This window comes from Romboutsia hominis, assembly GCF_900002575.1.
GTDB classification, from domain to species: Bacteria; Bacillota; Clostridia; order Peptostreptococcales; family Peptostreptococcaceae; genus Romboutsia_C; species Romboutsia_C hominis.
In genome coordinates this window covers 1,345,945-1,371,067 of record NZ_LN650648.1, presented here as the reverse complement: position 1 = coordinate 1,371,067, position 25,123 = coordinate 1,345,945, and the positions used below count along the sequence as shown (strand labels likewise).

Here is a 25,123-nt window from a genome sequence, read left to right as displayed (position 1 = left end):
TTATTTTAGAAAACCAGCATCTTGATTTGTCATAATCTCTTTCGAAAAGCATAATGGACATGTTATTTCTTCATTTGTATAATCTATAGTATAAATACTTCCGCAAATAGCGCACCTAAATTTACAAATAGTATTTACTTTTTCCTTTGTCTCACATTGGGTTATTTTTATAGGAATATCTTCTATGATAGCTATTGTTACTTTTTTTCTAATATCTAATATTAGTTGTGAAATTTCATTTAAAGATAAATTAAATTGCTTAGAACATTTTTTTAAATCAAATTGTTCTAAATTTATAAACTTTAATATATCTAATTCTCTAGATGTTATCTCTATATACTCAGCCTTTTCATGTTGCATAAATTATCCTCCTATCTATAAATATATATAATATATTATGATTAATATATATTCTTATAAGCTAATAGATTAGATATATTTTTATTCATTTGCGTAAAGTTTTTTATATACATCTAAGAATCCAGAAGCTAATTTATCTACTTTTACTTCCCACTCCTTATTTTTTCCTTCATCAGGACAATAATGTATCTGTACATCATCTACAGATACCCCTTCATAATAAATAGCTCCTTTTGTAAGGTAGTTATTAGCAAGATGCTTAGCTGTATATAAGACTGATTCATATTGAGTAGAAAATAATTTTCCCTTCGATTCATCTGTATAGACTTCAAATCCAGTTAAATTATTATCTTCAACAGCTCTTCTTGATGTAGCAAATCCACTTTCAAGAGCTACTATAGCTGCCATTGTAAATGCATTTACACCATAAAGTTCCTCGGCATCGACAAATGCCTCTGAAAGATGAATCATAGTAGATGCACCTTTATAATTCTCAAATACATTCTCAAGTTCTTCTTTTTTTACTCCACTTTCAACAGTAATATCTTCTCTTTTATAGGTAATATTTGAGGCTCTATTTTTTTCTATGAGCCTTACATTTTCTTTATTTAAATTTTCCTTAGTACTAGATAGAACATAGCTTTTTATTTTAATATTTTCGTTCACTTTCTCATTTGATGAAGATATAAATATTATAAATGAAACTACAAGTATACATATTACAATAGATTCTTTAATAAATTTCATACTATTTTTCTCCTTATTGAACAATAAATATTGTTTTAATATATATTCAACTCTATAATTGGCATTCCCTTTATATAATTTAATACAAAATTTTGCTATATACTTCATCTTTAATCTTTAATATATATTTTTTCAAATAAAATGTAAATAAAAAGTCCTAATAAATTAATACTAGGACTTTTTATTTACATTTTATTTAATTGTTCTTATATTTACAATTGGTTTTCTTAACATATAATCTTTATCTACTTTAACATCTAACTTTATTTTAACAATTTGTCTTGCATGTGGAGCAGATTCTATCTCTTCACCATATTCATTGTACATTTCAAGAATTGTTGCATTAACTGTTTCTTTAAATGGACCTATAACTTCTATTTTATCTAACACATTCATTTTGTTTCTTTGCTCTACTATATAAAGGCCAGTTTCTTCTTCATAATCCCTAACTATTCCTATAAAATCATAATTTCTTATATATGAAGCTGAGTCATAGTTGTGTGCTTTTTCGCTTGGTCTATCAATGAAAAATCCAGTACTATAATCTCTATGACTTCCCTTTTTGAGTTCTTCTAGCCACATAGGATTAAATTTCCAATCAGTAGGGTTTTTATAATATTCATCAAGTGCCATTCTATATGCTCTAACAGTAGTAGCCACATAATACGCCGTTTTCATTCTACCTTCTATTTTTAAGCTTGTTATACCACTTTCAATTATTTGTGGTATGTATTCTATCATACATAAATCTTTTGAATTAAAGAAAAATGAAGAATCTATTTCATCTACAACTTTTTCATACTGACCAGGATTAACTTCATCAACTAAAGTATATTTCCATCTACAAGGTTGAGCGCAAGCACCTCTGTTTGCATCTCTTCCTGTTGTATAGTTACTTATTACACATTTTCCTGAATATGACATACACATAGCTCCATGAACAAAAGCTTCTATATCCATATCTTCAGCAGCATTGTCTCTTATTTCTTTTATTTCCTTAAATGATAATTCTCTAGCCATAACTACTCTTTTAGCACCTTCTTTATACCAAAAGTTTGATGCTAATGAATTGGTTGTACTAGCTTGAGTACTAATGTGTATTTCCATGTTAGGTATTGTTTCTTTAACTATAGTAAATATACCAGGATCACTTACAATAACTGCATCTACATTTATTCTATCTAATTCTAATAAATATGCTTTTAGTTGGTCTAATTCTTCATTTCTTGGTATTATATTTACTGTAACGAAAACTTTCTTTCCTCTTTCATGTGCAAATTCTACACCTTCAGCCATTTGCTCTATAGTAAAGTTTTTAGCAGCCGATCTCATGCCAAATATTTCTCCACCAAGATAAACAGCATCTGCACCATAAGTAAAAGCTATTTTTAATCTTTCTAAGTCACCTGCTGGTGCTAGTAATTCCACTTTATTCATATATGTCTCCTTAATCTTTTATATCTTTATTTTAATTAAATTAATTTATATTTATTATAAAATAATTATAATGGGTATTTAAACTCTGTAGTTCTACTTTATTCTACATAATTTACCCAAATATAAATTTATAAAACTTATATTAATATTTTATACAACTATTCATTATACATTATAATTTATTTTTTAGAAAGGTCAGCATTACTCATTTTTTTTGACTTATCAATACAGTTATCTATTGCTTTTATTATAGATTTCCTAAAACCTTCTTCTTCTAAAGATTTTACAGCTTCTATAGTAGTTCCTCCTGGAGAGCACACCATATCTTTTAATTCACCTGGATGAATATTTGTTTCTAATACCATCTTAGCCGCTCCCATAACAGCCTGAGATGTAAATTTATAAGCCATATCCCTTGACATACCATGAGATACACATGAGTCTGCCATAGCCTCTATAAACATAAATACATATGCAGGAGATGAACCACTCGCTCCTATAACAGCATGTATTAAGTTTTCATCTACTACTTCACTTTTCCCAAATGAATCAAAAATACTCTTTACATCTTTTAAATCTTGATCCGATATATTTTTATTTTTACAAAGTGCACTCATACCTTCGTTTACAAGCGCTGGAGTATTTGGCATAGTTCTTATTATTTTTTTATCATCGCCTATTATATTTTCTATAGAGTATATAGTTTTTCCAGCTGCAATAGTTACTATTATTTTATTATCTATTACGTCTTTAATATTATCAAGTACTATATCATATATATTAGGTTTTACAGCAATAACAATTATGTCTGACCTTAATACAACTTCTCTTGAATCTTTTGTTGTATTTATATTAAATTCATCTTTTGCATTATTTAAAGTATTTTCACTTAAAGCTGACGCAGATATGTTTTCAGGTCTAATAAGCTTTGAATTTATAATTCCTTTAATCATAGCTTTAGCCATATTACCACAACCTATAAATCCTATTTTTTTATTCATATCATTCTCCTTATGTTTTTATTTATATATAAACAAGTATAACAAATCATTGATATTATTACATGCAGATTATATAAAAAATAAAGTCACAAGTTTTACTCGTGACTTTATTTTAAACAAAATTTCATATAGTTTTTAATTTTAGAATTATTTATGTTTTATAAATAAAGCTTTGTTTCTAGCCTTCTATCATACTCAGACCATTCATCATCGCTTGTATTATCTTTTATTTGAACTATCTTATTCATAGTAGCATCGACTGAATCTGCATAATTTATTATAAATGATTCTTCCATGTTAGCTGGCCTTGGAGAACCATATTCTATTTTACCATGATGTTGAGTTACACATCCTTTTATTCTTCTTATAAATTCTTCACTAAATGTATAATCTATATTATTAAAAGCTCTATCTAACATTTGTACTCCAATTACTATATGTCCTTCTAATTCTCCTTGTAGAGTATACTTAAATGGACCATGGTATTCAAGCTCATATAATTTACCTATATCATGAAGCTTAGCACTTAATATTGCTATTTCTTTTCTTTTGCAAGAGTATCTTTCACATAACACTTTTGTCAAGTACATTACATTTAAAGTGTGTTCAGCAAGACCTCCTATATAATTATGATGCATGGATACTCCACCTATAGCTTCTTTAAACTTATTTAAAAATTCTTCATCTTTGAAAAAATAATCATTTAATAGTTTACCTTCTGTAGATATTATATATTTTTTTGATATTTCTTCTATTTCATTTAGTATATTTTCTATAGGCTCTTTAGTTGTTGGTAAATAATCCTTGAGGTCATAATCCTTAATTTCATCAAATTCTTCTATATCTAATATAGAATTCTGCTTACAATCTATAGATAAAACTTTACCTAATGGTACTCTGTAAGGAAGTTTAGCTTTAATATGACCACTTTTATCACTCATATTAAATACATATTTATTACCATCCCTATGAAGATATTTCATAACCATAAGAGAGGTTTTTATTTGTTCATTATTTTTAATATCTCTCAAAAAGATTTTTTTATTACCCATAAAATTCACTCTTTCTTTAAAGATCATTATTTAAGTAAGTTTCTATTCTTCTTTACTTGCATCAGTGTTTTCATCTTTTCCTCTTTTTACCTTCACAAAGTATTCAGTATGAAGCAATTCATGTGCCTTATGGCTTAATGGATGATCTAAGTGATTGTCGTAGATTGCTCTTACCTTAGGATTATCTTTGGATACTCTAAGGTCTAATGATCTATCTATGGAATTTAAACCTTCAGCTCTTTGTTGAAGAGTTTCAAGTCTTTTTTTAGCTTTAGGTTGTCCACCTCCACCAACACATCCATAAGGACATGCCATTATTTCAATAGCATGGAAAAATTCTTCTTTATTTCTTATTTTATCAAGGAGTTTACCAGCTTCTCTTAAACCATAGGCAATACCTATTCTTAATGTTAAATCATTAACTTTAACTTCTGCTACCCTTAGACCATCCCATCCTCTAAGAGATTCAAATTCAACTTTTTCTAGTTTTTTACCAGTCATATTTTCATAAAGAGTCCTAGTCGCAGCTTCTATAACTCCTCCTGTTCTACCAAATATTATTCCTCCTCCTGTGTAGTCACCCAGTACCGAATCAATAGGAGAATCCTCTATTTGACTTAAATCTATATTTGAATCTTTAAATAACGTCATTAATTCACTAGTTGTTATAACGTAATCAACGTCATAATTAAGATCACGTGAAAACTCTGCCCTTGAAGCTTCGTATTTTTTTGCTATACAAGGCATTATAGAAACCAATGTTACCTGGTCTCTTTCTAGCCCTTTTTCTTTTGCCCAAATATCTTTTGCAACCGTTGCAAACATCTGCATAGGTGACTTAGCAGATGATGGTACGTCTAACATATCAGCATAATTTTGTTCTATAAATTTAACCCAAGCAGGACAACAAGATGTAAGTATTGGAAGTCTTACACTTTTATCACCTGAGTAATATTTTTCAATTCTCTCTTGAAGTTCAGCAGCTTCCTCCATAATAGTTAAATCTGCAGCCCAAGTGGTATCGAATACATAATCTACGCCAATCTGTCTAAGCGCCGATGATATTTTATTTTCCACATTAGTACCAGGTTCAAGTCCAAAAGCTTCACCTATTGCAACTCTAACAGCAGGTGCCATTTGAGTTATTACTAACTTATTTGGTGTAGCTAGATCTCTTAAAAATCTAAAAGTATTATTTCCTGTAGTTATAGCATTTACTGGACAAGCAGCTACACATTGTCCACAGTGGGTACATCTTGTATAATCTATGTAATGTCTACTTTTTCTTTCTCCTTCAATACAATCAACCGGACAAACTCTTTTGCAAGCTCCACATCCTATACATTTTTTAGTTATAGATAGCTTTATAAGATGGTTACACTGAAATGTATAACATCGGTGACCTTCTATATGTTCTTTTATCTCATCATAAAACTTATCTATAATTTCTTCCATTATATTGTGTTTTTGATTAACTTTTTCTTTTACTGTACTTGCAAGTCTTCTTAGAAAGAAAATATCTCTCATATTCGCTCTACCTTTGCTGATTCTATCAAGTAGCTTCCACATTCTTATTATCTCTTTTTTAGCAACTAAATAGTTATCTAAACTACCATCTTGCATCTTACCTAAAAGATAATCTATATAAAATTTAGCATATTGTATTATACAGTCTTCGTCAGAAAGAATTATTATAGTTTGACTTGTGTTTTTATCAAATAATTTAAAATCTAATTCTTGATCTAAATTATCTTCAGTTATAAATCCTCCAAATGGCATACCTAGTTGTGCTGCTTTAAATCCACTATCATTTAATAGCCCTCCTGCCATAGTTATTATTTCAGCAAGTGTTGCACCTTTAGGAACTTCTATTATACCTGGAGAATTAATTTTTCCAGAGATAGCAATTCTTCTTTTACCTTCTTTTGTTAATTTTTTTAATTCTTCTTCACTAAAAACGCTAAATACAGAACCAAGTGAACTATGTATTATAGTTTGTCTTTCATTTGCCATGTCTGCACCTCTTATATAATTTTTATAATTTACTATTTAATTTTCCCGTAAGTTTTAATCTTATTCTTTAAAAAGATAAAATAAAAACCTGATGCTATCAGGTTTTTATTTTATCTTTTCTATTAATTTTTTTAGTAATATCTGTTTTATTTCATTATTTATATTTACAGATTCTTGGGGTTTCTTCTTTGAATTTTTCTGATTTATCTTTTTAGTCTTAGAATTTTTGTTGTTTTTTTTAGACATTTTACCCCTCCATTTTATAATTTTCTTTTAGTATATATATATTCAAAAAAATATATATAGTTACATAAAACAAGATAATCTGTCGTTTTAAAAAACATATATAATATATTTTAAGTATAATAAAAAAAGTGCAACTAAATTAGTTACACTTTTTTATTTCATTATATACCCAAGTCCTCTTCTAGTCTCTATATAATCCTTAAGACCTATTTCTTCTAATTTTTTTCTAAGTCTATTTATATTTACAGATAGTGTATTATCATCAACATATAAGTCTGAATTCCACATGTAGTTCATTAATTCTTCTCTAGTTACTATTTTCTCTTTGTTTTTTATAAGGTAAGATAATATCTTTATATCATTTTTACTAATTTCCAAAGAACCTATAGATGATTTTACAGTTCCCTTTGATAGGTTTAAACTTAAATCCTTGAATTCAAGAATATCCATATTTTCTGAATCATTATAAACTCTTTTTAATACAGAACTTATACGTGCTAAAAGTATTTGTGTATTATAAGGTTTAGTTACAAAATCATCTGCACCTAAATTTATACTCATAAGTTCATCTACTTCATTGTCTCTACTTGTAACTATTATTATTGGTATATTAGAAATTTTTCTTATCTCTCTACATATATAAAATCCATCATATATAGGTAAATTAATATCTAATAATATCAAATGTGGTTTTTCATTTTCTATATCCTTTATTATATTTTCAAACTTGTCTGATGCAAATACTTCATAACCATATCTATTAAGTAATGCTTTTAACTCTTCTCTTATAGTCTTTGAATCTTCTATAATCATTAGCTTTTTCATATTTTGTCTCCTTATATGACTACTTAACTTCAATTATATATACATTAGTCTGTGGTGGTATACTTAAGGTCATAATGTTAGAATGATATGCGACTACAAAGTCTCCTATATTTAAATCTTTAACAGATATTTCATTATACTCGTTATCTAGTATTAAAGTTTTATCAGAATATACAAGCCTTGTATAAGTGTATATATTACCTGGCTCTTCGCCTATAGTTATAAATATATACTCACCGTTTTCAAAACTAGTTATATCAATTATAACTCCTTTTTTATAGCTAGCATATTTCATAATATACCTCCTAAAACTCATTTTAATGTATGATATTCTTTAGATTTATATTATGTTAATCTATTCTTTTTAAAACTTTCTAGAGAACATCCTTTATAACTCTTAATGCATTTTTATACATCATTTTATCGATTTCACATTCTTTAAATCCAGCTTTTTTTAGTGAGTAATAAAGTTTTTCCATTTCACCTATATCATAAACTTCGACTGCATTTTCTATTCCATCAAAATCACTTCCTATAGAAATTACATCTATTCCACCAATATTTGCTATATGTTTTATATGATATATTATATCATCTATTTTAGTTATGGAGCTTTTTCCTGTAAAATAACTACAGAAATTTATTCCCATAACACCACCACTATTTGCTAATATTTTTATCATATCATCACTTAGATTTCTAGTTACATTAGTTATACTTCTAGCATTTGAATGTGATGCTACAAATGGCTTTTTAGATATATTCGCTACATCATAAAACCCTCCATCATTTAAATGAGAGACATCTATTATCATATTAAGTTCGTTCATGCATTCAACTACTTTTTTCCCAAATGGCTTTAAAGAATTGTATCTAAAATCGTGATTATTATGAGGATAACCTATTTCATTTTCATAATTCCAAGTTAATGTTATTAATCTAACACCTTTATCATGTATTTTATATAAATTATCTATATTTCCATTTATAGCTCCTCCTTCTTCGATTGAAAGAATTGCTGATATTTTATTATTATTAATATTAGATACTATATCCTGATAACTTGTTACTAGACCTATATACTTCCTATTTTTAATTATCTCTTTATTAAATTTTTCATACATGTCTTCAAACCTTTTATATGGATCTAACCTATATTTATTTAGGTCAAAATATAATGCAAATACTTGTAAAATAGAATTTGATTTTCTTAACTTTTTTATGTCTACAGAAAAATTATTTTCATATAAATCTTTATCTTCTTCCAACAATCTATCTATTGTATCACAATGTAAATCTATAAGCTTCATAATAGTCATCTCCCTTATCTTAATTATATATTAGATTATAGATTTAAAATAAAAATAAAGCTACTAATTTAGCAGCTTTATTTTTATTAATTATTTTATATTATTCACTATACCTGTTAGTATACTATCTAATTCCATACTTATTTCATTTACTCCATTGTGAGTTATATTTATTATTTCTTTAGTCATAGGAAGTTCTCCAAGTAACTTTAAATTCATTTCACTCAAGAATTTTTCAGTTTCTTCTCCTTCAAATAACTTTATTTTTTTATCGCAATCAGGGCATTGTATATAGCTCATATTTTCAACTACACCTAATATATCAATATTTAGCATTTTGGCCATATTAACAGCTTTGGCAACTATCATTGATATCATATCTTGAGGAACTGATACCATTACTATTCCAGTTAAAGGAATAGACTGCATAACAGTTAGTGCTACATCTCCTGTACCTGGAGGCATATCTATTAATAAATAATCTAAATCTTCCCACATAACATCCCTATAAAATTGCTTTACAGTATTTCCTATTAATGGACCTTTCCAAACTATTGGCTGATTTTCATTATCTACCATGTAGTTTACAGACATAGTTTTTATATTTTCTTTAGTTATTACAGGGTATATATCTTTACCATTTGGAGATATAGCTCTCTCATTTGATACTCCCATAAGCCTTGGAATACTAGGTCCTGTTATATCAGAATCAAGAATCCCAACCTTATATCCCATTTTATTTAATTTCTTAGCAAGTAGTGCTGTTACAGTTGATTTACCAACGCCACCTTTACCACTCATAACACCTATAACTTTTTTTATATTATTTTTTGGATTATTTTCTATATTACAAGTAGATTGGCTCTTACAACTTGATTTTGATGGACATGAACTACAATTTGACATTTGTATCCTCCTAAAAGTTTTAGTTTATCTAAATTTTAAATTATATATAATATTATTTAATGACTATATACCCATTATATCCTTATATAAACATTTTTAGGCACAAATTTTGTATAGGTTAAAAATCTTTTTATAGATAAATCTATTATTTGAAAGGATATACTATATGAGCAACTTTAGAAAAGATGAATACAAAAAAACTATAGAATATGCTAAAAAGCTTCTTAATAATAATGTAGACATGACAGATATAGTAGCTAAAACTAATTTAAGTAAGGAACAAGTAAAAGATATTATGATAAAAAAAGAAAAAGAGTTAAATGATAAACAAGATAAGTTTTTTACATATATGAAATTTTTTATTTGTTATAGTTTATATAAAGTATTTTAAATTTTCATGAACAAATTTCATCATTTTACTACAAAATAGTTGCATTAAATTTAATATAAATAGTATTATATATAAAGTATGTAAAAGAGGTGAATTAAATGAAAATTTTAGAAAAACTAAAATATAAAAGAAGTTTACTATCTATTGTAATATCAATACCATTGTTTTTTGCAGGATGTACTAGTAAAACTTCTAATTCTAAAGTATTAGATAGTCAAATTTCTAATCATAAGAGTAATGTAAGTCAAAGTTTAGATGTAAATTCTAAAGATGTAATAAAAGCTACTGTTGATAGAGTTGTAGATGGAGATACAGTTGAAATAATACTTCCTAATAATAAAGAAGTTGATACTAGATTATTATTAATAGATACTCCAGAAACTAAGCATCCAAATATTGGTGTACAAAAATATGGTCCGGAAGCTTCTGAATTTGCTAAATCATTGCTAAAAAAAGGAGATACTGTTTACTTTGAACTTGATGGAAAAACTTCAACAGATAAATATGGAAGATATCTTGGATATTTATGGTATACATGCCCTGAACACAAAAAATTAGAAATGTATAATGAAAGAGTTGTAGAAGAAGGATTAGCAAGAGTTGGCTATATATACAACCAAACTAAACATCTTGATGCACTAAATAAAACTCAAAGCGAAGCTAAATCTAATAAGTTGAATATATGGTCAATTAATGGGTATGTAACTGATAAAGGATATGATATGTCTAAGATAAATGAAGAGGAAAGTTCTAATACTATAAATTCAAATGATAAAAATGTAGTATATGCTAATGGTGGTAATAGTAAGTCTAACTCCTATCATAAATCAAGAACTTCTCATGGAATGAAGGGCGCTATAAAATTGACTGAAAAAGAAGCTTTAAATAAAGGTTACAGTCCATGTTCTAAATGTTTTAAATAAAAAGTACTATTCACATATATATTTTTTAATTTAATATTATTTATTAGAGAATAAAATTAGAAAAAGTACTTACTAAAGTTATTTAACTTTAGTAAGTACTTTTTCCTTTCATTTTACATGGATATTATTTAATTATCGTATATATTCCATCACAATCAGAGCATTTATAATCTGGCTCTTTATTTTCAGTAATTTGAACTGATATAGATTTACATTTATTACATTTTAACTTATAAATATTCCCTTTTTCTAAAAGTGAATCTATTAAAATATTACCCTTTTTACTCATATTTTTCCCTACCTTTTAATAATATGTATTCTTATATTATCATATATTCTCTTTAAGTATATATATCTTCTTCATCTGGTTTAAATAATGAATTTTTCTGAGATGTATATATAGTACTTCTACCTGCAAACACATAGCTTATTGCACAAACTATAAATAGATATTCTATATTCGAAGAACCAAATAGCTCTATTCCCATTATAAATGATGATATAGGAGTTTTGGTTGCTCCAGCAAATACAGCTATCATACCCATACCTGCTAAAAATGAAATAGGTAATCCAACTATTCCAGCAAGTAAATTTCCAAGTGTAGCACCTATTACAAATAATGGAGTTACCTCACCACCTTGAAAACCTACAGCTAAAGTAAGTGAAGTTAATACTAGTTTTATTATAAATGAATCTTTAGAAACTACTGTTGTAAATGAATCACTTAGTAAATCCAAACTTAATCCTAAATATATTCTGGTTCCAAGTATTAATACAATAATTATAATTATTATTCCGCCTATAAAACTTTTTAAAGTTGAATTTGGTATTTTTTTGCTAAAAAATTTCTTTAATTCATGTGTAAGTTCTGCAAATAGTTTACTAGTAAGACCAAATAAAGCCGCACACAATATTACCTTAAAAAATACATCAACGCCACCTATAACATCAACTACATTGTAATGACTGTGGTGAACATTAAGTAATTTAGCTATAAAATTTCCAATATAACTTGATACAAAACATGGTATTATAGCTTCGTATCTCATTTTGCCAATAGAGCTTACCTCAAGTCCAAATACGGTACCTGCTATAGGTGTTCCAAACACTACTCCAAAACCACTGCTAACTCCACTTATTATTAATATTGTATAATCTAATCCTTTTAATTTTAGTATTCTACCTATCTTTGCTGAAATACTTGCACCTATTTGTACTCCAGTACCTTCTCTACCTGCTGATCCACCAAATAAATGAGTAATAAATGTTCCAAAAAATACCAGTGGAGCCATCCTAAACGGTATATGGCCTTGACCTTCATTAATTCTTTCAATTATAAGGTTATTTCCCTTAGCTGAGTCTCTTCCAAACTTGGCATATAAGTAACTTACTAATGCTCCTCCTAATGGAAGTAGGTATAAGAGCCAAGGATTAGATTTTCTTGTACTTGTTGCAAATTGTAAACAATTTAAAAATAAAGATATTACTAATCCAACTACAGCACCAGATATAGATGCTAGCACAAACCATCTTAGAAAGGAAATTAATATCAAGCTACTTTCTTTGATGTGAACCTTAATTTTATGCAACATTTTCACCTCTTATTTCGTTAAATTTCTATTTTTGTACTAACAATATAATACTCTTTTTATTATGGAAGTCAACATTTTTTACTTTTTATAAATATGATTTTATATACTTTCACAATAAATATTTTATAAATTATATAGACATACTAACTATAAAGATATGATAGTAGAAAAATTGTTATGAAGAAAAATACTAGTTTAGAATTTAATTCAGAGAGTAATGTCAAAATGACTAATACTACTAAAAAAAGGTTAGAAGGTACTTGTCCTTCTTTTGAAAAAAGATCTAAGATGTTTAAAAATGAGAAAAATAAAAAGTATACAAATAAATTTAAATAATAAAAAATAGATTATGGTTATATAACCATAATCTATTTTATCTTTATATAAAATTTAATATATCACTAGGTTCATTTAAACTTATAGTTGCATTTATATTTTTATCTACAGCTCCCCATAAAGCTAAAGCAAAGTCTACTTCACAATTCTTAGAACAATTATAGTCCGATATGGAGTCCCCTACATATAATGTATCATATGGATTTATATTTAGTATTTCCATTACTTTTTTTAGTGGTTCTGGGTGTGGCTTATGATATTTTGTATCTTCTTCTAATACTATAGCATTCATACACTCATGAAGTCCTGTAGGCATAAAGTCAATTTCATATTGAGACTTATTTTTAGAACTTACAATGCCACATATTATATTTTTAGAGTGCATATGTTTTATAATATCTTTAATGCCATCATAGAGTGTTGCCTTTTTTTCATATTCATTTACATACTGAACCCATTTTTCATAAGATTTGTCAATATTATTAAAACCTAATATCTCTAAAGTTTTCTTTCCTGGAAGACCCAAGGCAAATAAAAGACTTTCATATGTCATATCTATTTCTTTTTCTTCTTTAATTAGCTTGATTAATGGATATATGTTCATATTTGCTGTATTTAATATAGTACCATCAATATCAAATATTATATTTTTATATTTTTTCATTATATCCCCCCCTTTCCATTTTATAGTACCTTATTTTATATGTATTTTCTACATATCATTTTAGTATTCTAAATTATTTAGATTATACTTTGATAATTCTTTTTTCAATATTTCTCCCTGTTCCTTCGTTATTATATTTTTAGATACAATATTATCTACATTTTTTATTTTAAGTGCATTTTTTTGATATTTATAGTTATTGATATGAGCTTCATATCTTTTATTTTCCATTTTATCAGATATATATTTGTTTATAGCTTTAGCATCTGTGTTACTTAATACTTTTTCTTGTCTAAGTTTTTCTATACAGATTCTCCATATAAACTCTGCTCTTTTTACTTTTTGTTGCTCTACGGTAAATTTGTACTCCATTATAGGTTCATTTGCATAAGAATTTATATTAACTGATATAACTAAAAATAAAAATACTATACAAAGTATTGATATGTATTTTTGTATTTTTTTCATGTCTTTACCTCCATAATGTAAAAAGTATTTTTAGTTTATATATAAATATTTTACATATTATATGTAGTAATTTATATATAATGCTAAAATAAAAATTCATATTGGAAAAATATAGATATATCAATCTTTTATTAATTTTTTTATGCTATAATAAAACGACTAAAATTTAATTAGGATGGTGATTTTATGAGAACTAAAACAAAGAAAGGTTTTATAGGAGCTTTAGTTGCAGGAGCTTTAGCTTTAGTTGGATGTTCTTCAAATGATGAAATGGCTGATGAGGTTAGAACTCCACCTGAAAAGCTTCCTATTGCTACTATAATATTTAAAGACTTTGGAACTATTAAGGCTGAACTATACCCTCATATAGCCCCAAATACAGTTAGTAACTTTATATACTTAGCTAATAATGGTTTTTATGATGGCTTGACTTTTCATAGAGTAATAAAAGACTTTATGATTCAAGGTGGGGACCCTGATGGCACTGGTATGGGTGGCCCTGGATATAGTATTTATGGAGAATTTACTAAGAATAAGTTTAAAAATGATTTAAAGCATACTAAAGGAGTATTATCTATGGCTAGAAGTCAAAATAAAAATAGTGCTGGAAGTCAATTCTTTATAATGACTAAGGATTCTCCTCACTTAGACGGCCAATATGCTTCTTTTGGTAAGGTTGTTAACGGGATAGATGTAGTTTCTAAAATAGAAAATGTTGAGACTGACAAAAATGATATGCCTACTAGAAAAGTAATTATAGAGTCAATTAAAGTAGATACATTTGGTACTACTTATGATGAACCTAAAAAAATGTAGCCATATTCTACTTGTAGAATAATTTATTAAACTATAATAAATTATTTCAAATAAATATCACTTCTTGGATAATTTATCTAGCCAAGAAGTGATATTTATTTATATAAAGCTTTTTAACCAGTTTTTAGTTTCTTCATCAGAAAATGTTGCTTCTACTGTATTTAAGTATATATTTTTATACTCTATTTTATTAATATTAAACTTCCTGAATATTAAATCTATCTCATTTGTTAAATCTATATTAGATACTGTTCGATTATCTGTATTTAACGTCACATATATTCCATCTTTATAAAAATCATATAATGGATAATTATTAAAATCATCTATTGCTTTAGTTTGAATATTACTTGTTGGGCACATTTCAAGATATACTTTGTTTGATTTTACTAAATCATAAGCTTCTTTCATATCTTTTATTCTAACACCATGGCCTATTCTTTTTGCACCTAGTAAATTTATAGCATCTATAACATTTTGACCACTTGCAGCTTCCCCTGCATGTATTGTTACATTATATCCATACTCTCTAGCTTTATCTATTACAGGTTTAAATTTATTGCAAAATCTTTCTTCCTCACATCCTGCTAGATCTATAGCTACTACTCCTTTATTTATAAATTTTTTCCCAGCTTCTACAACTTTAAGTCCATCTTCTACACTCATAGTTCTTAAACAGGATAATATTACATTACCCTTTATATCATATATATTTTGAGCTTCTTTTATTCCGTCTATTACACTTTGTATTATCTCTTCTACACTTAGTCCTTTATTAGTGTGTAAAAGAGGTGCAAACCTAACCTCTATATATTTTACATTTTCTCTTTGTGCATCTTCTAAAAGTTCAAAAGCTATTTGCTTTAAACTTTCTTTACTTTGCATAACTTTATTAGGTAAGTCAAATTTCTCTAAATACTCATTAAGTGATGTACAATCTTTTTTAACCATTACTAATTCTTTTATGTCACTTTCTTTATATGAAGGTATTTCTATATTTTCTCTCTTTGCTATATCTATTATTGTTTGTGGTCTAACACTCCCATCTAAGTGACAATGTAGTTCTATTTTTGGTAATTTCCTCATAATAAATTGCCTCCCTAATTTTCTATGTTTTTAATTTTTTGTATAAAAAAATTCTTGATCACAAAGAAGCTTGCACACTAAAATCATGTAAAACTCCTTCGTAATCAAGAATTATCGGTTCTTGGTAGAAACTCCCAAACCATATCATTGGGATTATACGTAGACTCTCTAAATTATTTATTTCTAATGATTTTATTATCTTTTTATAGCATTGTCAATATATTTTTATATTAATAATCTATTTTTTTATGTAAAATAAAGTTAATACATTTATTTGGAGGGTTAAACCATTGCATGAAATTAAATACAAAGATAATTCTATAAAATATTCTATAATAAAAAAATCTAATATAAAAAATATTTATATTAAAGTTAAATATCCTGGTATAGTTACTGTAACTTCACCAAGTGATATATCTAATTTCCATATTAATGATTTATTAAAATCTAAGATTCATTGGATATTAAATAAATTACATGAACTTGATGAGATAAATTTTAGTACAAAAAAACTTGAACTTATAGATGGGGATAATATTTATTACCTTGGAAGTCCATATACATTAAGAATTAATAATAATAAATTCTTATCTAAAAATAGTATATATTTAAAAGAAAATGAGTTTATAGTAGACATAAGTTCTCATATAGGTATATCAAATAGACGTAATGTGATTTATGAATTACTCAAAGAATGGTTTATAACTTCTGGTAATAAAAAAATTAAAGAAAGATTAAATATATACTCTAAAATTTTAAATATATATCCTGAAAATATTAAAGTTAAAGAACAAAAGACTACGTGGGGGACTTGCTCTTCTCTAGGTAATATATACATAAACTGGAGGATATTTTTAGCGCCTATTGATATTATTGATTATGTATTAGTGCATGAGTTATGTCATTTAAAACATATGAATCATTCAAAAGAGTTTTGGAACTTAGTTGAAAGTGTAATACCAAATTATAAAAATAAAAGAAAGTACCTGAGAGATAATTCAAATAAATTAAAAATATAGTTATTTTATAATACTAGGTAAAATTTATTTTAACTAAAAATGTATATCATCATTAACTTTGGCAGAAGTTATTAAAGGCATAATTACTTACTTTTTATATGTAAATAAAGTATTTAATTTTTTTAAATTGGAGGATATAATGAATAAATTTAAAAATGAAAATATACTGATAGGTGCATTTCTTATTTTATTGTCACTGTTTTTGCACTATATACATTACTTAGTATTTAAAGACGCTCATCATACTTTGATATTTTTATTTGCAGATATAGCCTTTATACCTATGGAGGTATTTTTCACAACGTTATTCATAGATAAATTGCTAGAAAAAAGAGAAAGGGCGCATATAGTAGAAAAGCTTAGTCTACTAATAGGTGTATTCTTCACAGAGGTAGGAACTAAATTACTGAATCAGTTTACTATTGGTGATAAAAATATTAATAATATTGGAAATATGGTTGATTTAGATAGACTAATAAATGATGTTGATTATTTTAAAAATATTAAATTAATTACATCTAAATATGACTATAAAATTGATTTAAATAATATTGACTTAACTGTAATAAAAGATTCTCTTCATGAAAGCAAGAACTTACTTGTAATTTTAATAAGTAATGAATATTTACACGATCACGAAACTTTTACAAAAACTATTATGGCACTTTTTCACTTAAAAGAAGAAATTGATACTAGATACAATATAGATATTAAAGAATATGAAAAGGAGCATTTGGAAAGTGATATATCTCAAGTTTATCGATATCTAACTTATATGTGGTGTCATTATATCAATTATTTAAGTTATAATTATCCTAGTTTATATGTAAAAGCACTTATAAACAATCCTTTCGATACTCGCTCTAAGAAAGAAAAAGATGAAGTATATTTAAAGCATTTTAATGTATATAAATAATTTATAAACTTAAAAGATTATATAGTACTTAAAAACTAAAAAAATAAGCAATATACCAAAATAAGTATATTGTTTATTTTAAATCCATTCATAAATAGAATATTGTAATTATCATCTAGAAAATCTAAATATATAATTTACTTTTTACAATATGACATACAACTTTTGGCATATGCTTAGTATACACTTATATTCTACAAGTAAATATATAAGCATAGAGCTACAAATTTGTTTAGTATATATGAACAACTAGTATAATTGGACGTAAGTGACCTGACCAAAGTCTATACATTTTGTCTTTGGCCTTTTGTATTAAAATTTATATATAAATATATGTAGAAGTACATAAAAATACTCCCAAACTATTACTCTGGGAGTATTGCAACAAATGCACTGTAATTATACTTTTCAAACTGGTTACTTAGCCCTTGAAATGTTTTTACACTACATCCACTCAATAAGAGATCAAGAAGCTAAAATAGCATTCTTGCATTTATTTGTACGTTAATTGCTCCAAGTTTATTTGCTAATTATATTTTACTAAGATAAAATGTAGCTAATATATAAGATTTTTTTATTTAGTATTTTATTAGAATTATTGTCTATATTCTGTAAAGTCGTAAACATACATTAATGACTCGCCAAATCTTTGATAGTGTACTACTTCCCTTTCTCCTAAAAATCTAATCATATCTAGCTTAAGCATACTTATCGCTATATTGGTTGTATGAATTTAAAGCGTTTTTATCTTCTGGATTATTATATAAATATAAATTTAATTCTATACAAGCAAAACTGTATTCTAAAACTTTATCTAAAAGATCTCTTCTACTTGATCTCATTAACATCTATCCTCTCTATGTTTAAATTCGTGAATTTATTTTTTAATACTGGTATATATATAGTGATTTTAATAGTTTTTAATAATAGTAAATAATCAAATTGATCTTATTTTCATAGATAAGATTTATAAATAATCATTCTGAGTTCTCTATAAATTTTGAAAATATAATATCAATTTAATATATAATGTTCATGCTTTAGACATTTTGTGAATATATTCAATTAAAAAACATAAAGCATCAAATTTTTCGATAAGATATGACGTATACTTATATATCAATAGACTATAATGGACCACTGAAGTACGATCTATCCATGATTAATTTAATCATAAGATTAGATATAAATTAAGCCAGTTATACAGTAAATGCATATGAATCATTTTAGATAGTAATATGATTTTTTAATCTAAAATCATATTATTAAATGTTTGTATAATATTTTTTATAATTTGTTTCTTATCATATAAAACACACTGAGTAGAATATTACATTTATTCAATTGGTTAAGAAAAAATAATTATACTTATAAAAAGGGGACATTTTTATTAAATCATCATAATAGGAAAATAAAACGTTAAATTTAAGATTTAAGAGGATGGACACTCTTAAAAATAAGAAGTTCAAATATGAAATTATTATTTGAAAGGTTAAATTATCTAAAATCATTTAAAAAATTTAACTTTTTGACCTTTATAGAACCTAATTACTCTGAAATAGTTGACATAATAAATTTATTGGAAGATCACCCTGTAACAGCAAAGAATTAATAAAAATACTTGATAACTTTCAAAAACATATAAAATGTATTCCTGGTAAATCTACACAAAAAATATTAATAAAGGAATTAAGTATTCTATTTTCACATTTCTTTTTAACTGTTGCTTTTCTAGTCTTTTTTGTATAACTTCTAATATATATTTCTTTATCATATAAGATTTCTTCATTTTGTTCTAAGTCTAAAATTCTATTCTGAGCTAATGCATTTTATTTTAAGGGCTGTATTATCTGAAAGTCATAGATTAAAAGAGATCAATGAGAATACATGTAATTTTATATAAAAAGATGAATTTGAAGCACATGTTTATACTAAAGAGGAAACATACAAACGTTACATTAGAGTTATTATCTGGAACAAATATTAAAACTGTTGTTAATAGATTAGTACATAGTGATATTAAGATTAGTATGAATAAGTATAATCATGTTTTAGAAGAAATGGACAAAGAGACTTCTAAAAATTTTAGTAATATTTTATTTAAATAATTGTCAGTTTTTATATAAATGTCAGTTTATTGCTAGCTAGTTTAATGCTGTTAAATAATATTCAATATAAAAAATAAATAAGCAATATACCCAAGTTTACTGAGAAAGTATATTGCTTATAGAATGTATTCTACTCGTAAACAGAGTATTGATCCCAAATTTTTTCTAAATCACTAAAGTGTTCTTTTATGTCTTCTTTTTCTTTCATACCAACAGATACTATTAAAGCATTCGCTATACTTAATGCAGGTACTAGTGAATCAACAAATGATGCCATATTACTTTTTACTAATAATACATCATCTGCTAAAGATGCAACTGGCGCAAATAAGCTATCTGTTAATGATATTATATGAGCTCCTTTTTCTTTAGCATAACTTACTATTTGATATGACTTTTTAGAATATCTTGGGAAGCTTATAGCTATTATTACATCTTCTTCATTTATTTTTACTATTTGCTCAAATGCGTCCCCCATATCCATTCTTATTATATGAACGTTATCAAGTATTATATCTAAGTAAAAGCCTAAATATTGAGCTATAGTAAATGAACTTCTCATACCTAATATATATATTTTTCTGGCCTTAAGTATCTTATTTGCAGATTCCTCAAATGCTTTTTCATCTATTGTTTCTAGTGTTGATTTTATATTATCTATATCACCTTTTAGTATTTTATTAAGTATTGTACTATCATCTGAATATTCTTTTGCCATTTCCACTCTTTGAACTGTTGTAAGCTTATTTTTTATGAGTTCTTGTAGTGCTTCTTGAAGTTTAGGGTATCCAGAATAACCTAGTGCATTTGCAAACCTTACTACTGTAGATTCACTAACTCCTACTGTTTCCCCCAATTTGCAAGCTGTCATAAAAGCTACTTTATCATAATTTGATAGTATATATTGAGCTATTAGCTTTTGTCCTTTACTAAGTCTTGGATATTGTGCTTGTATGTCTGAGATAAGTTTTTTACTATCTTTTAAGTCTCTAGTATCTTCCATTTCTTTCTCCTTATAATTTATATATTACTAAAATTTCTATATTCTTTTAGAAATGATTCTATATTCAAATTTTCTTTATTTTTAACTTCTGATTGAGCATCAATTATTATTATACCACTTTTACATATATATTTTAAATATTCATTTTAGGATTTTATATAAAAAATGTATATAATTTTATTTTTATCTAACATTATATAATTAATTCTTTTAAAAAATTTTTCAGAAATAAATCAGCTAAAAAACCATGCTTAAAGCATGGCTTAATACTCTTTTTTCTTTTCTATCAAAATAAGCTCTGGTGGATTATTTATTTGATTTATAAATTTACATTCTAATACATTAAATTCACTTTGATTTAAATTTTTAACAAAATTATACACATGATTTTTTTCTTCTAATCCACCTTCATGTCCTGTATAAATTGCAAGACTTATTACACCATGAGGCTTAAGTAGCTTTAAACTATTCTCTATAGCCTTTATTGTTGTATTTGGTTTTGTTGTAATCATATGCTTGGCTCTTGGTAAATACCCCAAATTAAATACTACACATGAAATTTCTTTATCAATATATTTGTCCATATTTTCATGACCATCTAAAATAAGTTTTACCCTAGAAGATAAGCCTTCTTTTTCTAACTTTTTAGATGTTGATTGTATAGCTTGTTCCTGAACGTCAAAGCTATATACAAAACCATTTTTTCCTACTTTCTTAGCAAGATATGTTGTATCGTAACCATTACCCATAGTAGCATCTACAACTATATCTCCCTCATTTATTATTTGTTCTAGATACAATTTATTTATGTCTATTACTTTAGTTAGATATTTAGCTTTTATCATAATTCACCTACTTTATACCCTTTAAGTATTTTATCTCATCACTAGTTAAGTGTCTGTAGCTTCCTACTTCAGTTTCTTTTAAAGTTATTTTACCCATAGCAACTCTTCTAAGTCTAAGTACTGGATGATTTATAGCTCTACACATCTTTCTTACTTGTCTATTTCTACCTTCATGTATTTTTATTTGACATATTGAATAATTTTTTTCTTCATTTATTTTTACTATTTTAAACTTAGCAGGTGCTGTTTTATAATCTTCTATATACAAACCTTTCTCAAAGTTTTCTATTTCTTCATTAGTTGGTACACCTTTTACTATTGCCATATAAGTTTTATCTATCTCATGTTTTGGATGAGTTAATTTATATGTTAAATCACCATCATTAGTAAGAAGTAATAATCCGCTAGTTTCATAATCTAGTCTTCCAACAGGATATATTCTTTCTTTTATATCAGTTATTAAATCAAGTACACTTGGTCTATCAAATTGATCTTTTACTGTTGTTATATATCCTTCTGGCTTATTTAAAACTATGTATACTTCTTTTTCATCTAGTCCTATTTTTTCTCCATCTATTTCTACTATATCTTTAGCTTCATCTACCTGAAATGATAATTCTGTTATAATTTTTCCATTTACACTAACTCTACCATCATTTATAAGTTCTTCGGCTTTTCTTCTTGATGCTATACCACAAGACGCTATATATTTATTTATCCTCATATTACACCTTCTCTTTAATATTTTATCATGCTAATAATTCACTAATATAAGACTTTTTATTATTACAATTATATATAATAATACATTGTTGTTAAAAACAAAACCCTAATTTTTTTTCGTTTATATGAAATACTATTAATATATCTAATTTAAGTACATTTTTAAGGAGAATATTATGATTTCAAAGGAAAATATAAAGTATTATGTATTTATAGCTTTTATAACTATACTTATATATAAGTTTATAGATTCACCAGAAAATTTATTATCTAATATAAAGGGTTTATTCATTATTCTGAGTCCTTTTTTTATAGGTATTTTATTTTCTCTATTGATAAACCCATTTATGGTATTTCTTGAAAAAAAGTTTAATATTAAAAGAATTTTAAGTCTTTTAATATCTTATATTGGTATTTTTTTATTAGTATCTATCTGTGCTAATATGATAATCCCCTCTTTAATAAATACATTGAGCACTTTATTAAAGGAGATACCTTATTGTATAGATACTTTACATACAGTATTTACTAAGCATATATCTCATTTAGATATATTAAAACTATTGATATATAAAATAGAAGATGGATTAAATATACTATTAAAAGAACTTAATAATTTATCTTCAAAAACTTCCACTGATATCTTAAATTATATACTTAGTATAACTTCTTTATTTTTTAATATTTTAATGGGTATTATATTGTCTTTTTATATTTTATATGATAAAGAAAATATAATACTAAGTTGTAAAAATTTATTATACGCTATTACCACTACTAAAAAAGCTAATTCTTTTTTAGAATTTTTTAAAACCTTTAATTATATATTTTATCATTATATAGTTGGTAGAATATTAGACTCATTAATAATAGGAATATTAGCTTTTTTAGGATTTAAGTTTATAATTAAAATTGATAATGCTATATTTTTATCATTTATAATTTTTTTAACTAATATAATACCTTATTTCGGTCCATTTATAGGAGCTATACTACCTATTTCTATGACTTTTCTTTATAGTCCCCTTAAGGCACTTTGGGTATTTGTATTTATTTTTATTCTTCAACAAATAGATGGAAATATAATCGGACCTAAGATTATGGGAGATCAGGTTGGACTTAGTCCACTTTGGGTTATATCTGCAGTACTTATAGGAGGATCATTATTTGGTATATTAGGTGTTTTTTTATCTGTTCCTTTTGCAGCATTAATAAAAATTTGTTTGGGTAAATACATAAACAATCAGATAAATATTAAAGATTCAAAATAAGAATTTTCATCAATTAAATATTCTTTTATATTATCTATATGAAATAAAATTTACAATTTAAGTACAATAAATAGCTATGATTTAAATCATAGCTATTTATTGTACTATACAACCTTATTTTAAAATTTTATCTACTATAGTTCGTATTTTTTGTTCTACAGTTTGAGGAATAGGTTGAGTATCTGGATTTGTTGAAGGGATTATAGGAGGTGTTCCCGGTTGATTAGGAACTATTGGTTGTGTTATTTCCATATTTTCTTTTGAGTTTCGCTCTTCTTTTTGCTTTTCTTCAGCTTCTTTTCTTCTATTTTCCTCTTCTTTAGCTAGTATTATAGCTTGAATACTTGAAACTTGCTTTTGTGCATAAATTACACCTTTTTTAGAAGCTTCTTTTGCATTTTCTTTCCTTTCTTTCTGAGCTTTTTGATACTCTTCATCTAATTTTATAAGTTCTTTTTTCTTAGTTAATGCCTCATTTTTAATACTTGATGAACCATCTTTTATATCTTCTATACGTTCAAGTTCTTTTATAGCTTTTTTATAATTTCCTTGATTTTCATATTCATTAGCTTTTTCCATATTAACAGCTTGCATATACATAGCCCTGGCCTCATCATCTGCACTATCGGCCTGTAATGCATCTGCTAATATGTCCCTAGCTTTATCATATTCATGTTTTTCTAAAGCAACTTTTCCCTGACTAACTAAATCATCGTCTTCTTTAGAACAACCTACCATTACAATTGATATCAATGATAATAGTAAAATTAATTTTAATTTCATTAAATCCCTCCTTATTATCTAGTAATAATTCTATCATATTTGTTGTTCATATAGGAGAAAATATCGAAATTAATATTTTTAAAAACTTTTTTGTTTTATTTTTAGCTAAAGTGTTGTAAATATTCATTTAGAAACCTAATTTTTTAGCTATTATCACTTTAATTAAAAACTTTCTGCAATGTGTTGTATATTTGATATTATTAAAAATATGATTAAACATATTTAAAGTGTAGGCATAATAAATATCTACACTTTTTTAATATTAAATACTATATTATATAT

At 25.8% G+C, this 25,123-nt stretch carries 30 protein-coding genes and 1 riboswitch; of the genes, 8 read left to right on the top strand and 22 right to left on the bottom strand.

All coding sequences use genetic code 11. The annotated features are described in order from the left end of the window. From FRIFI_RS06585 to FRIFI_RS06535, 11 genes are all read right to left on the bottom strand, one after another. The gene (locus tag FRIFI_RS06585; protein ID WP_166505392.1) at nucleotides 1–360 is read right to left on the bottom strand and encodes a hypothetical protein; all 360 of its coding nucleotides are present in this window, start codon (nucleotides 358–360) and stop codon (nucleotides 1–3) included. A gap of 81 nt (nucleotides 361–441) precedes the next feature. Beyond that, nucleotides 442–1,107 (bottom strand): glucosaminidase domain-containing protein, encoded by a 666-nt coding sequence (locus FRIFI_RS06580; RefSeq protein ID WP_166505391.1) that lies wholly within the window; start codon nucleotides 1,105–1,107, stop codon nucleotides 442–444. Between the two features lie 192 nt (nucleotides 1,108–1,299). Further along, nucleotides 1,300–2,544 carry a peptidase U32 family protein gene (locus FRIFI_RS06575; RefSeq protein ID WP_166505390.1) on the bottom strand — a complete coding sequence of 415 codons (1,245 nt, stop codon included), beginning with the start codon at nucleotides 2,542–2,544 and terminating at the stop codon, nucleotides 1,300–1,302. 179 nt (nucleotides 2,545–2,723) lie between these two features. Next, complete coding sequence (gene proC, locus FRIFI_RS06570) at nucleotides 2,724–3,545, bottom strand: pyrroline-5-carboxylate reductase (protein ID WP_166505389.1); 822 nt, start codon at nucleotides 3,543–3,545, stop codon at nucleotides 2,724–2,726. A 158-nt stretch (nucleotides 3,546–3,703) separates the two neighbouring features. Continuing rightward, a complete protein-coding gene (locus FRIFI_RS06565) occupies nucleotides 3,704–4,576 on the bottom strand; it encodes an HD domain-containing protein (RefSeq protein WP_330405600.1) in 873 nt (290 codons plus the stop codon). Between the two features lie 63 nt (nucleotides 4,577–4,639). Next, nucleotides 4,640–6,610: a [FeFe] hydrogenase, group A gene (locus FRIFI_RS06560; RefSeq protein WP_092925895.1), complete on the bottom strand. Its 1,971-nt coding sequence runs from the start codon at nucleotides 6,608–6,610 to the stop codon at nucleotides 4,640–4,642. Nucleotides 6,611–6,715: 105 nt separating this feature from the next. Continuing rightward, nucleotides 6,716–6,856, bottom strand: coding sequence for a hypothetical protein (locus FRIFI_RS06555; protein WP_166505387.1), 141 nt, complete (start codon nucleotides 6,854–6,856; stop codon nucleotides 6,716–6,718). A gap of 153 nt (nucleotides 6,857–7,009) precedes the next feature. Then, a complete protein-coding gene (locus FRIFI_RS06550; protein ID WP_092925897.1) occupies nucleotides 7,010–7,681 on the bottom strand; it encodes a response regulator transcription factor in 672 nt (223 codons plus the stop codon). Nucleotides 7,682–7,700: 19 nt separating this feature from the next. Further along, nucleotides 7,701–7,976 carry a hypothetical protein gene (locus FRIFI_RS06545; RefSeq protein ID WP_166505386.1) on the bottom strand — a complete coding sequence of 92 codons (276 nt, stop codon included), beginning with the start codon at nucleotides 7,974–7,976 and terminating at the stop codon, nucleotides 7,701–7,703. A gap of 79 nt (nucleotides 7,977–8,055) precedes the next feature. Continuing rightward, entirely contained in the window at nucleotides 8,056–8,991 is a 936-nt protein-coding gene (locus FRIFI_RS06540) for a dipeptidase (protein ID WP_092925901.1), read from the bottom strand. 90 nt (nucleotides 8,992–9,081) lie between these two features. Next, the gene (locus FRIFI_RS06535; protein ID WP_092925903.1) at nucleotides 9,082–9,897 is read right to left on the bottom strand and encodes an Mrp/NBP35 family ATP-binding protein; all 816 of its coding nucleotides are present in this window, start codon (nucleotides 9,895–9,897) and stop codon (nucleotides 9,082–9,084) included. 166 nt (nucleotides 9,898–10,063) lie between these two features. Here FRIFI_RS06535 and FRIFI_RS06530 point away from each other — a divergent pair, with 166 nt between their 5' ends. Beyond that, a complete protein-coding gene (locus FRIFI_RS06530; RefSeq protein WP_092925905.1) occupies nucleotides 10,064–10,288 on the top strand; it encodes a hypothetical protein in 225 nt (74 codons plus the stop codon). 98 nt (nucleotides 10,289–10,386) lie between these two features. Continuing rightward, on the top strand, nucleotides 10,387–11,211 hold the full coding sequence (locus FRIFI_RS06525) for a thermonuclease family protein (protein WP_166505385.1): 825 nt from the start codon (nucleotides 10,387–10,389) through the stop codon (nucleotides 11,209–11,211). Between the two features lie 124 nt (nucleotides 11,212–11,335). Here the strand turns inward: FRIFI_RS06525 and FRIFI_RS06520 are convergent, their stop codons facing one another. Next, the gene (locus FRIFI_RS06520; protein WP_166505384.1) at nucleotides 11,336–11,500 is read right to left on the bottom strand and encodes a hypothetical protein; all 165 of its coding nucleotides are present in this window, start codon (nucleotides 11,498–11,500) and stop codon (nucleotides 11,336–11,338) included. A gap of 52 nt (nucleotides 11,501–11,552) precedes the next feature. After that, nucleotides 11,553–12,803 carry a chloride channel protein gene (locus FRIFI_RS06515; protein ID WP_202819469.1) on the bottom strand — a complete coding sequence of 417 codons (1,251 nt, stop codon included), beginning with the start codon at nucleotides 12,801–12,803 and terminating at the stop codon, nucleotides 11,553–11,555. Between the two features lie 177 nt (nucleotides 12,804–12,980). Here FRIFI_RS06515 and FRIFI_RS06510 point away from each other — a divergent pair, with 177 nt between their 5' ends. Then, nucleotides 12,981–13,139 carry a hypothetical protein gene (locus tag FRIFI_RS06510; RefSeq protein WP_166505383.1) on the top strand — a complete coding sequence of 53 codons (159 nt, stop codon included), beginning with the start codon at nucleotides 12,981–12,983 and terminating at the stop codon, nucleotides 13,137–13,139. 43 nt (nucleotides 13,140–13,182) lie between these two features. Here the strand turns inward: FRIFI_RS06510 and FRIFI_RS06505 are convergent, their stop codons facing one another. Together FRIFI_RS06505 and FRIFI_RS06500 are read right to left on the bottom strand one after the other, a co-directional pair. Further along, nucleotides 13,183–13,803 (bottom strand): HAD family hydrolase, encoded by a 621-nt coding sequence (locus FRIFI_RS06505; protein WP_166505382.1) that lies wholly within the window; start codon nucleotides 13,801–13,803, stop codon nucleotides 13,183–13,185. Nucleotides 13,804–13,863: 60 nt separating this feature from the next. Further along, nucleotides 13,864–14,271, bottom strand: a complete 408-nt coding sequence (locus FRIFI_RS06500; RefSeq protein ID WP_166505381.1) for a hypothetical protein — start codon at nucleotides 14,269–14,271, stop codon at nucleotides 13,864–13,866. Nucleotides 14,272–14,541: 270 nt separating this feature from the next. Here FRIFI_RS06500 and FRIFI_RS06495 point away from each other — a divergent pair, with 270 nt between their 5' ends. Next, nucleotides 14,542–15,087, top strand: a complete 546-nt coding sequence (locus FRIFI_RS06495; RefSeq protein WP_240276264.1) for a peptidylprolyl isomerase — start codon at nucleotides 14,542–14,544, stop codon at nucleotides 15,085–15,087. Between the two features lie 99 nt (nucleotides 15,088–15,186). Here the strand turns inward: FRIFI_RS06495 and add are convergent, their stop codons facing one another. Beyond that, nucleotides 15,187–16,173 carry an adenosine deaminase gene (gene add / locus FRIFI_RS06490; protein ID WP_166505379.1) on the bottom strand — a complete coding sequence of 329 codons (987 nt, stop codon included), beginning with the start codon at nucleotides 16,171–16,173 and terminating at the stop codon, nucleotides 15,187–15,189. A gap of 81 nt (nucleotides 16,174–16,254) precedes the next feature. After that, nucleotides 16,255–16,354: riboswitch (purine riboswitch) on the bottom strand. Between the two features lie 109 nt (nucleotides 16,355–16,463). On the opposite strand from add, the gene FRIFI_RS06485 reads away from it, so the two are divergent. Both FRIFI_RS06485 and FRIFI_RS06480 read left to right on the top strand, forming a co-directional pair. After that, complete coding sequence (locus FRIFI_RS06485; RefSeq protein ID WP_166505378.1) at nucleotides 16,464–17,192, top strand: M48 family metallopeptidase; 729 nt, start codon at nucleotides 16,464–16,466, stop codon at nucleotides 17,190–17,192. Nucleotides 17,193–17,331: 139 nt separating this feature from the next. After that, nucleotides 17,332–18,108 (top strand): hypothetical protein, encoded by a 777-nt coding sequence (locus FRIFI_RS06480; RefSeq protein WP_166505377.1) that lies wholly within the window; start codon nucleotides 17,332–17,334, stop codon nucleotides 18,106–18,108. A 698-nt stretch (nucleotides 18,109–18,806) separates the two neighbouring features. Here the strand turns inward: FRIFI_RS06480 and FRIFI_RS06470 are convergent. Together FRIFI_RS06470 and FRIFI_RS15245 are read right to left on the bottom strand one after the other, a co-directional pair. After that, nucleotides 18,807–18,950 (bottom strand): spore coat protein CotJB, encoded by a 144-nt coding sequence (locus FRIFI_RS06470; RefSeq protein ID WP_166505376.1) that lies wholly within the window; start codon nucleotides 18,948–18,950, stop codon nucleotides 18,807–18,809. A gap of 821 nt (nucleotides 18,951–19,771) precedes the next feature. After that, the gene (locus tag FRIFI_RS15245) at nucleotides 19,772–19,897 is read right to left on the bottom strand and encodes a hypothetical protein (protein WP_278336163.1); all 126 of its coding nucleotides are present in this window, start codon (nucleotides 19,895–19,897) and stop codon (nucleotides 19,772–19,774) included. Between the two features lie 118 nt (nucleotides 19,898–20,015). Between FRIFI_RS15245 and FRIFI_RS06465 the strand changes: the two genes are divergently transcribed. Continuing rightward, nucleotides 20,016–20,216, top strand: a complete 201-nt coding sequence (locus FRIFI_RS06465) for a site-specific integrase (protein WP_242977287.1) — start codon at nucleotides 20,016–20,018, stop codon at nucleotides 20,214–20,216. A 130-nt stretch (nucleotides 20,217–20,346) separates the two neighbouring features. Here FRIFI_RS06465 and FRIFI_RS06460 read toward each other — a convergent pair whose 3' ends face one another. The 3 genes from FRIFI_RS06460 to FRIFI_RS06450 form a co-directional block, all read right to left on the bottom strand. Continuing rightward, the gene (locus FRIFI_RS06460) at nucleotides 20,347–21,219 is read right to left on the bottom strand and encodes a MurR/RpiR family transcriptional regulator (protein ID WP_092925918.1); all 873 of its coding nucleotides are present in this window, start codon (nucleotides 21,217–21,219) and stop codon (nucleotides 20,347–20,349) included. Nucleotides 21,220–21,482: 263 nt separating this feature from the next. Next, nucleotides 21,483–22,064: a tRNA 5-(aminomethyl)-2-thiouridylate-methyltransferase MnmM gene (gene mnmM, locus FRIFI_RS06455; protein WP_166505375.1), complete on the bottom strand. Its 582-nt coding sequence runs from the start codon at nucleotides 22,062–22,064 to the stop codon at nucleotides 21,483–21,485. Between the two features lie 7 nt (nucleotides 22,065–22,071). Continuing rightward, nucleotides 22,072–22,788, bottom strand: a complete 717-nt coding sequence (locus tag FRIFI_RS06450; protein ID WP_166505374.1) for a pseudouridine synthase — start codon at nucleotides 22,786–22,788, stop codon at nucleotides 22,072–22,074. Between the two features lie 274 nt (nucleotides 22,789–23,062). Here FRIFI_RS06450 and FRIFI_RS06445 point away from each other — a divergent pair, with 274 nt between their 5' ends. Then, on the top strand, nucleotides 23,063–24,058 hold the full coding sequence (locus tag FRIFI_RS06445; RefSeq protein WP_330405615.1) for an AI-2E family transporter: 996 nt from the start codon (nucleotides 23,063–23,065) through the stop codon (nucleotides 24,056–24,058). Nucleotides 24,059–24,172: 114 nt separating this feature from the next. Here the strand turns inward: FRIFI_RS06445 and FRIFI_RS06440 are convergent, their stop codons facing one another. Continuing rightward, nucleotides 24,173–24,841, bottom strand: a complete 669-nt coding sequence (locus FRIFI_RS06440; protein WP_166505372.1) for a tetratricopeptide repeat protein — start codon at nucleotides 24,839–24,841, stop codon at nucleotides 24,173–24,175. Nucleotides 24,842–25,123 lie beyond the last annotated feature (282 nt).

Excerpts from the sequence above, each read along its gene's own strand:
- FRIFI_RS06585 (WP_166505392.1), bottom strand. The coding sequence starts at position 360 with ATGCAACATGAAAAGGCTGAGTATATAGAGATAACATCTAGAGAATTA.
- FRIFI_RS06580 (WP_166505391.1), bottom strand. The coding sequence starts at position 1,107 with ATGAAATTTATTAAAGAATCTATTGTAATATGTATACTTGTAGTTTCA.
- FRIFI_RS06575 (WP_166505390.1), bottom strand. The coding sequence starts at position 2,544 with ATGAATAAAGTGGAATTACTAGCACCAGCAGGTGACTTAGAAAGATTA.
- proC (WP_166505389.1), bottom strand. The coding sequence starts at position 3,545 with ATGAATAAAAAAATAGGATTTATAGGTTGTGGTAATATGGCTAAAGCT.
- FRIFI_RS06560 (WP_092925895.1), bottom strand. The coding sequence starts at position 6,610 with ATGGCAAATGAAAGACAAACTATAATACATAGTTCACTTGGTTCTGTA.
- FRIFI_RS06555 (WP_166505387.1), bottom strand. The coding sequence starts at position 6,856 with ATGTCTAAAAAAAACAACAAAAATTCTAAGACTAAAAAGATAAATCAG.
- FRIFI_RS06550 (WP_092925897.1), bottom strand. The coding sequence starts at position 7,681 with ATGAAAAAGCTAATGATTATAGAAGATTCAAAGACTATAAGAGAAGAG.
- FRIFI_RS06545 (WP_166505386.1), bottom strand. The coding sequence starts at position 7,976 with ATGAAATATGCTAGCTATAAAAAAGGAGTTATAATTGATATAACTAGT.
- FRIFI_RS06540 (WP_092925901.1), bottom strand. The coding sequence starts at position 8,991 with ATGAAGCTTATAGATTTACATTGTGATACAATAGATAGATTGTTGGAA.
- FRIFI_RS06535 (WP_092925903.1), bottom strand. The coding sequence starts at position 9,897 with ATGTCAAATTGTAGTTCATGTCCATCAAAATCAAGTTGTAAGAGCCAA.
- FRIFI_RS06530 (WP_092925905.1), top strand. The coding sequence starts at position 10,064 with ATGAGCAACTTTAGAAAAGATGAATACAAAAAAACTATAGAATATGCT.
- FRIFI_RS06525 (WP_166505385.1), top strand. The coding sequence starts at position 10,387 with ATGAAAATTTTAGAAAAACTAAAATATAAAAGAAGTTTACTATCTATT.
- FRIFI_RS06520 (WP_166505384.1), bottom strand. The coding sequence starts at position 11,500 with ATGAGTAAAAAGGGTAATATTTTAATAGATTCACTTTTAGAAAAAGGG.
- FRIFI_RS06515 (WP_202819469.1), bottom strand. The coding sequence starts at position 12,803 with ATGTTGCATAAAATTAAGGTTCACATCAAAGAAAGTAGCTTGATATTA.
- FRIFI_RS06510 (WP_166505383.1), top strand. The coding sequence starts at position 12,981 with ATGAAGAAAAATACTAGTTTAGAATTTAATTCAGAGAGTAATGTCAAA.
- FRIFI_RS06505 (WP_166505382.1), bottom strand. The coding sequence starts at position 13,803 with ATGAAAAAATATAAAAATATAATATTTGATATTGATGGTACTATATTA.
- FRIFI_RS06500 (WP_166505381.1), bottom strand. The coding sequence starts at position 14,271 with ATGAAAAAAATACAAAAATACATATCAATACTTTGTATAGTATTTTTA.
- FRIFI_RS06495 (WP_240276264.1), top strand. The coding sequence starts at position 14,542 with ATGGCTGATGAGGTTAGAACTCCACCTGAAAAGCTTCCTATTGCTACT.
- add (WP_166505379.1), bottom strand. The coding sequence starts at position 16,173 with ATGAGGAAATTACCAAAAATAGAACTACATTGTCACTTAGATGGGAGT.
- FRIFI_RS06480 (WP_166505377.1), top strand. The coding sequence starts at position 17,332 with ATGAATAAATTTAAAAATGAAAATATACTGATAGGTGCATTTCTTATT.
- FRIFI_RS06470 (WP_166505376.1), bottom strand. The coding sequence starts at position 18,950 with ATGAGATCAAGTAGAAGAGATCTTTTAGATAAAGTTTTAGAATACAGT.
- FRIFI_RS15245 (WP_278336163.1), bottom strand. The coding sequence starts at position 19,897 with ATGAAGAAATCTTATATGATAAAGAAATATATATTAGAAGTTATACAA.
- FRIFI_RS06465 (WP_242977287.1), top strand. The coding sequence starts at position 20,016 with ATGAATTTGAAGCACATGTTTATACTAAAGAGGAAACATACAAACGTT.
- FRIFI_RS06460 (WP_092925918.1), bottom strand. The coding sequence starts at position 21,219 with ATGGAAGATACTAGAGACTTAAAAGATAGTAAAAAACTTATCTCAGAC.
- mnmM (WP_166505375.1), bottom strand. The coding sequence starts at position 22,064 with ATGATAAAAGCTAAATATCTAACTAAAGTAATAGACATAAATAAATTG.
- FRIFI_RS06450 (WP_166505374.1), bottom strand. The coding sequence starts at position 22,788 with ATGAGGATAAATAAATATATAGCGTCTTGTGGTATAGCATCAAGAAGA.
- FRIFI_RS06440 (WP_166505372.1), bottom strand. The coding sequence starts at position 24,841 with ATGAAATTAAAATTAATTTTACTATTATCATTGATATCAATTGTAATG.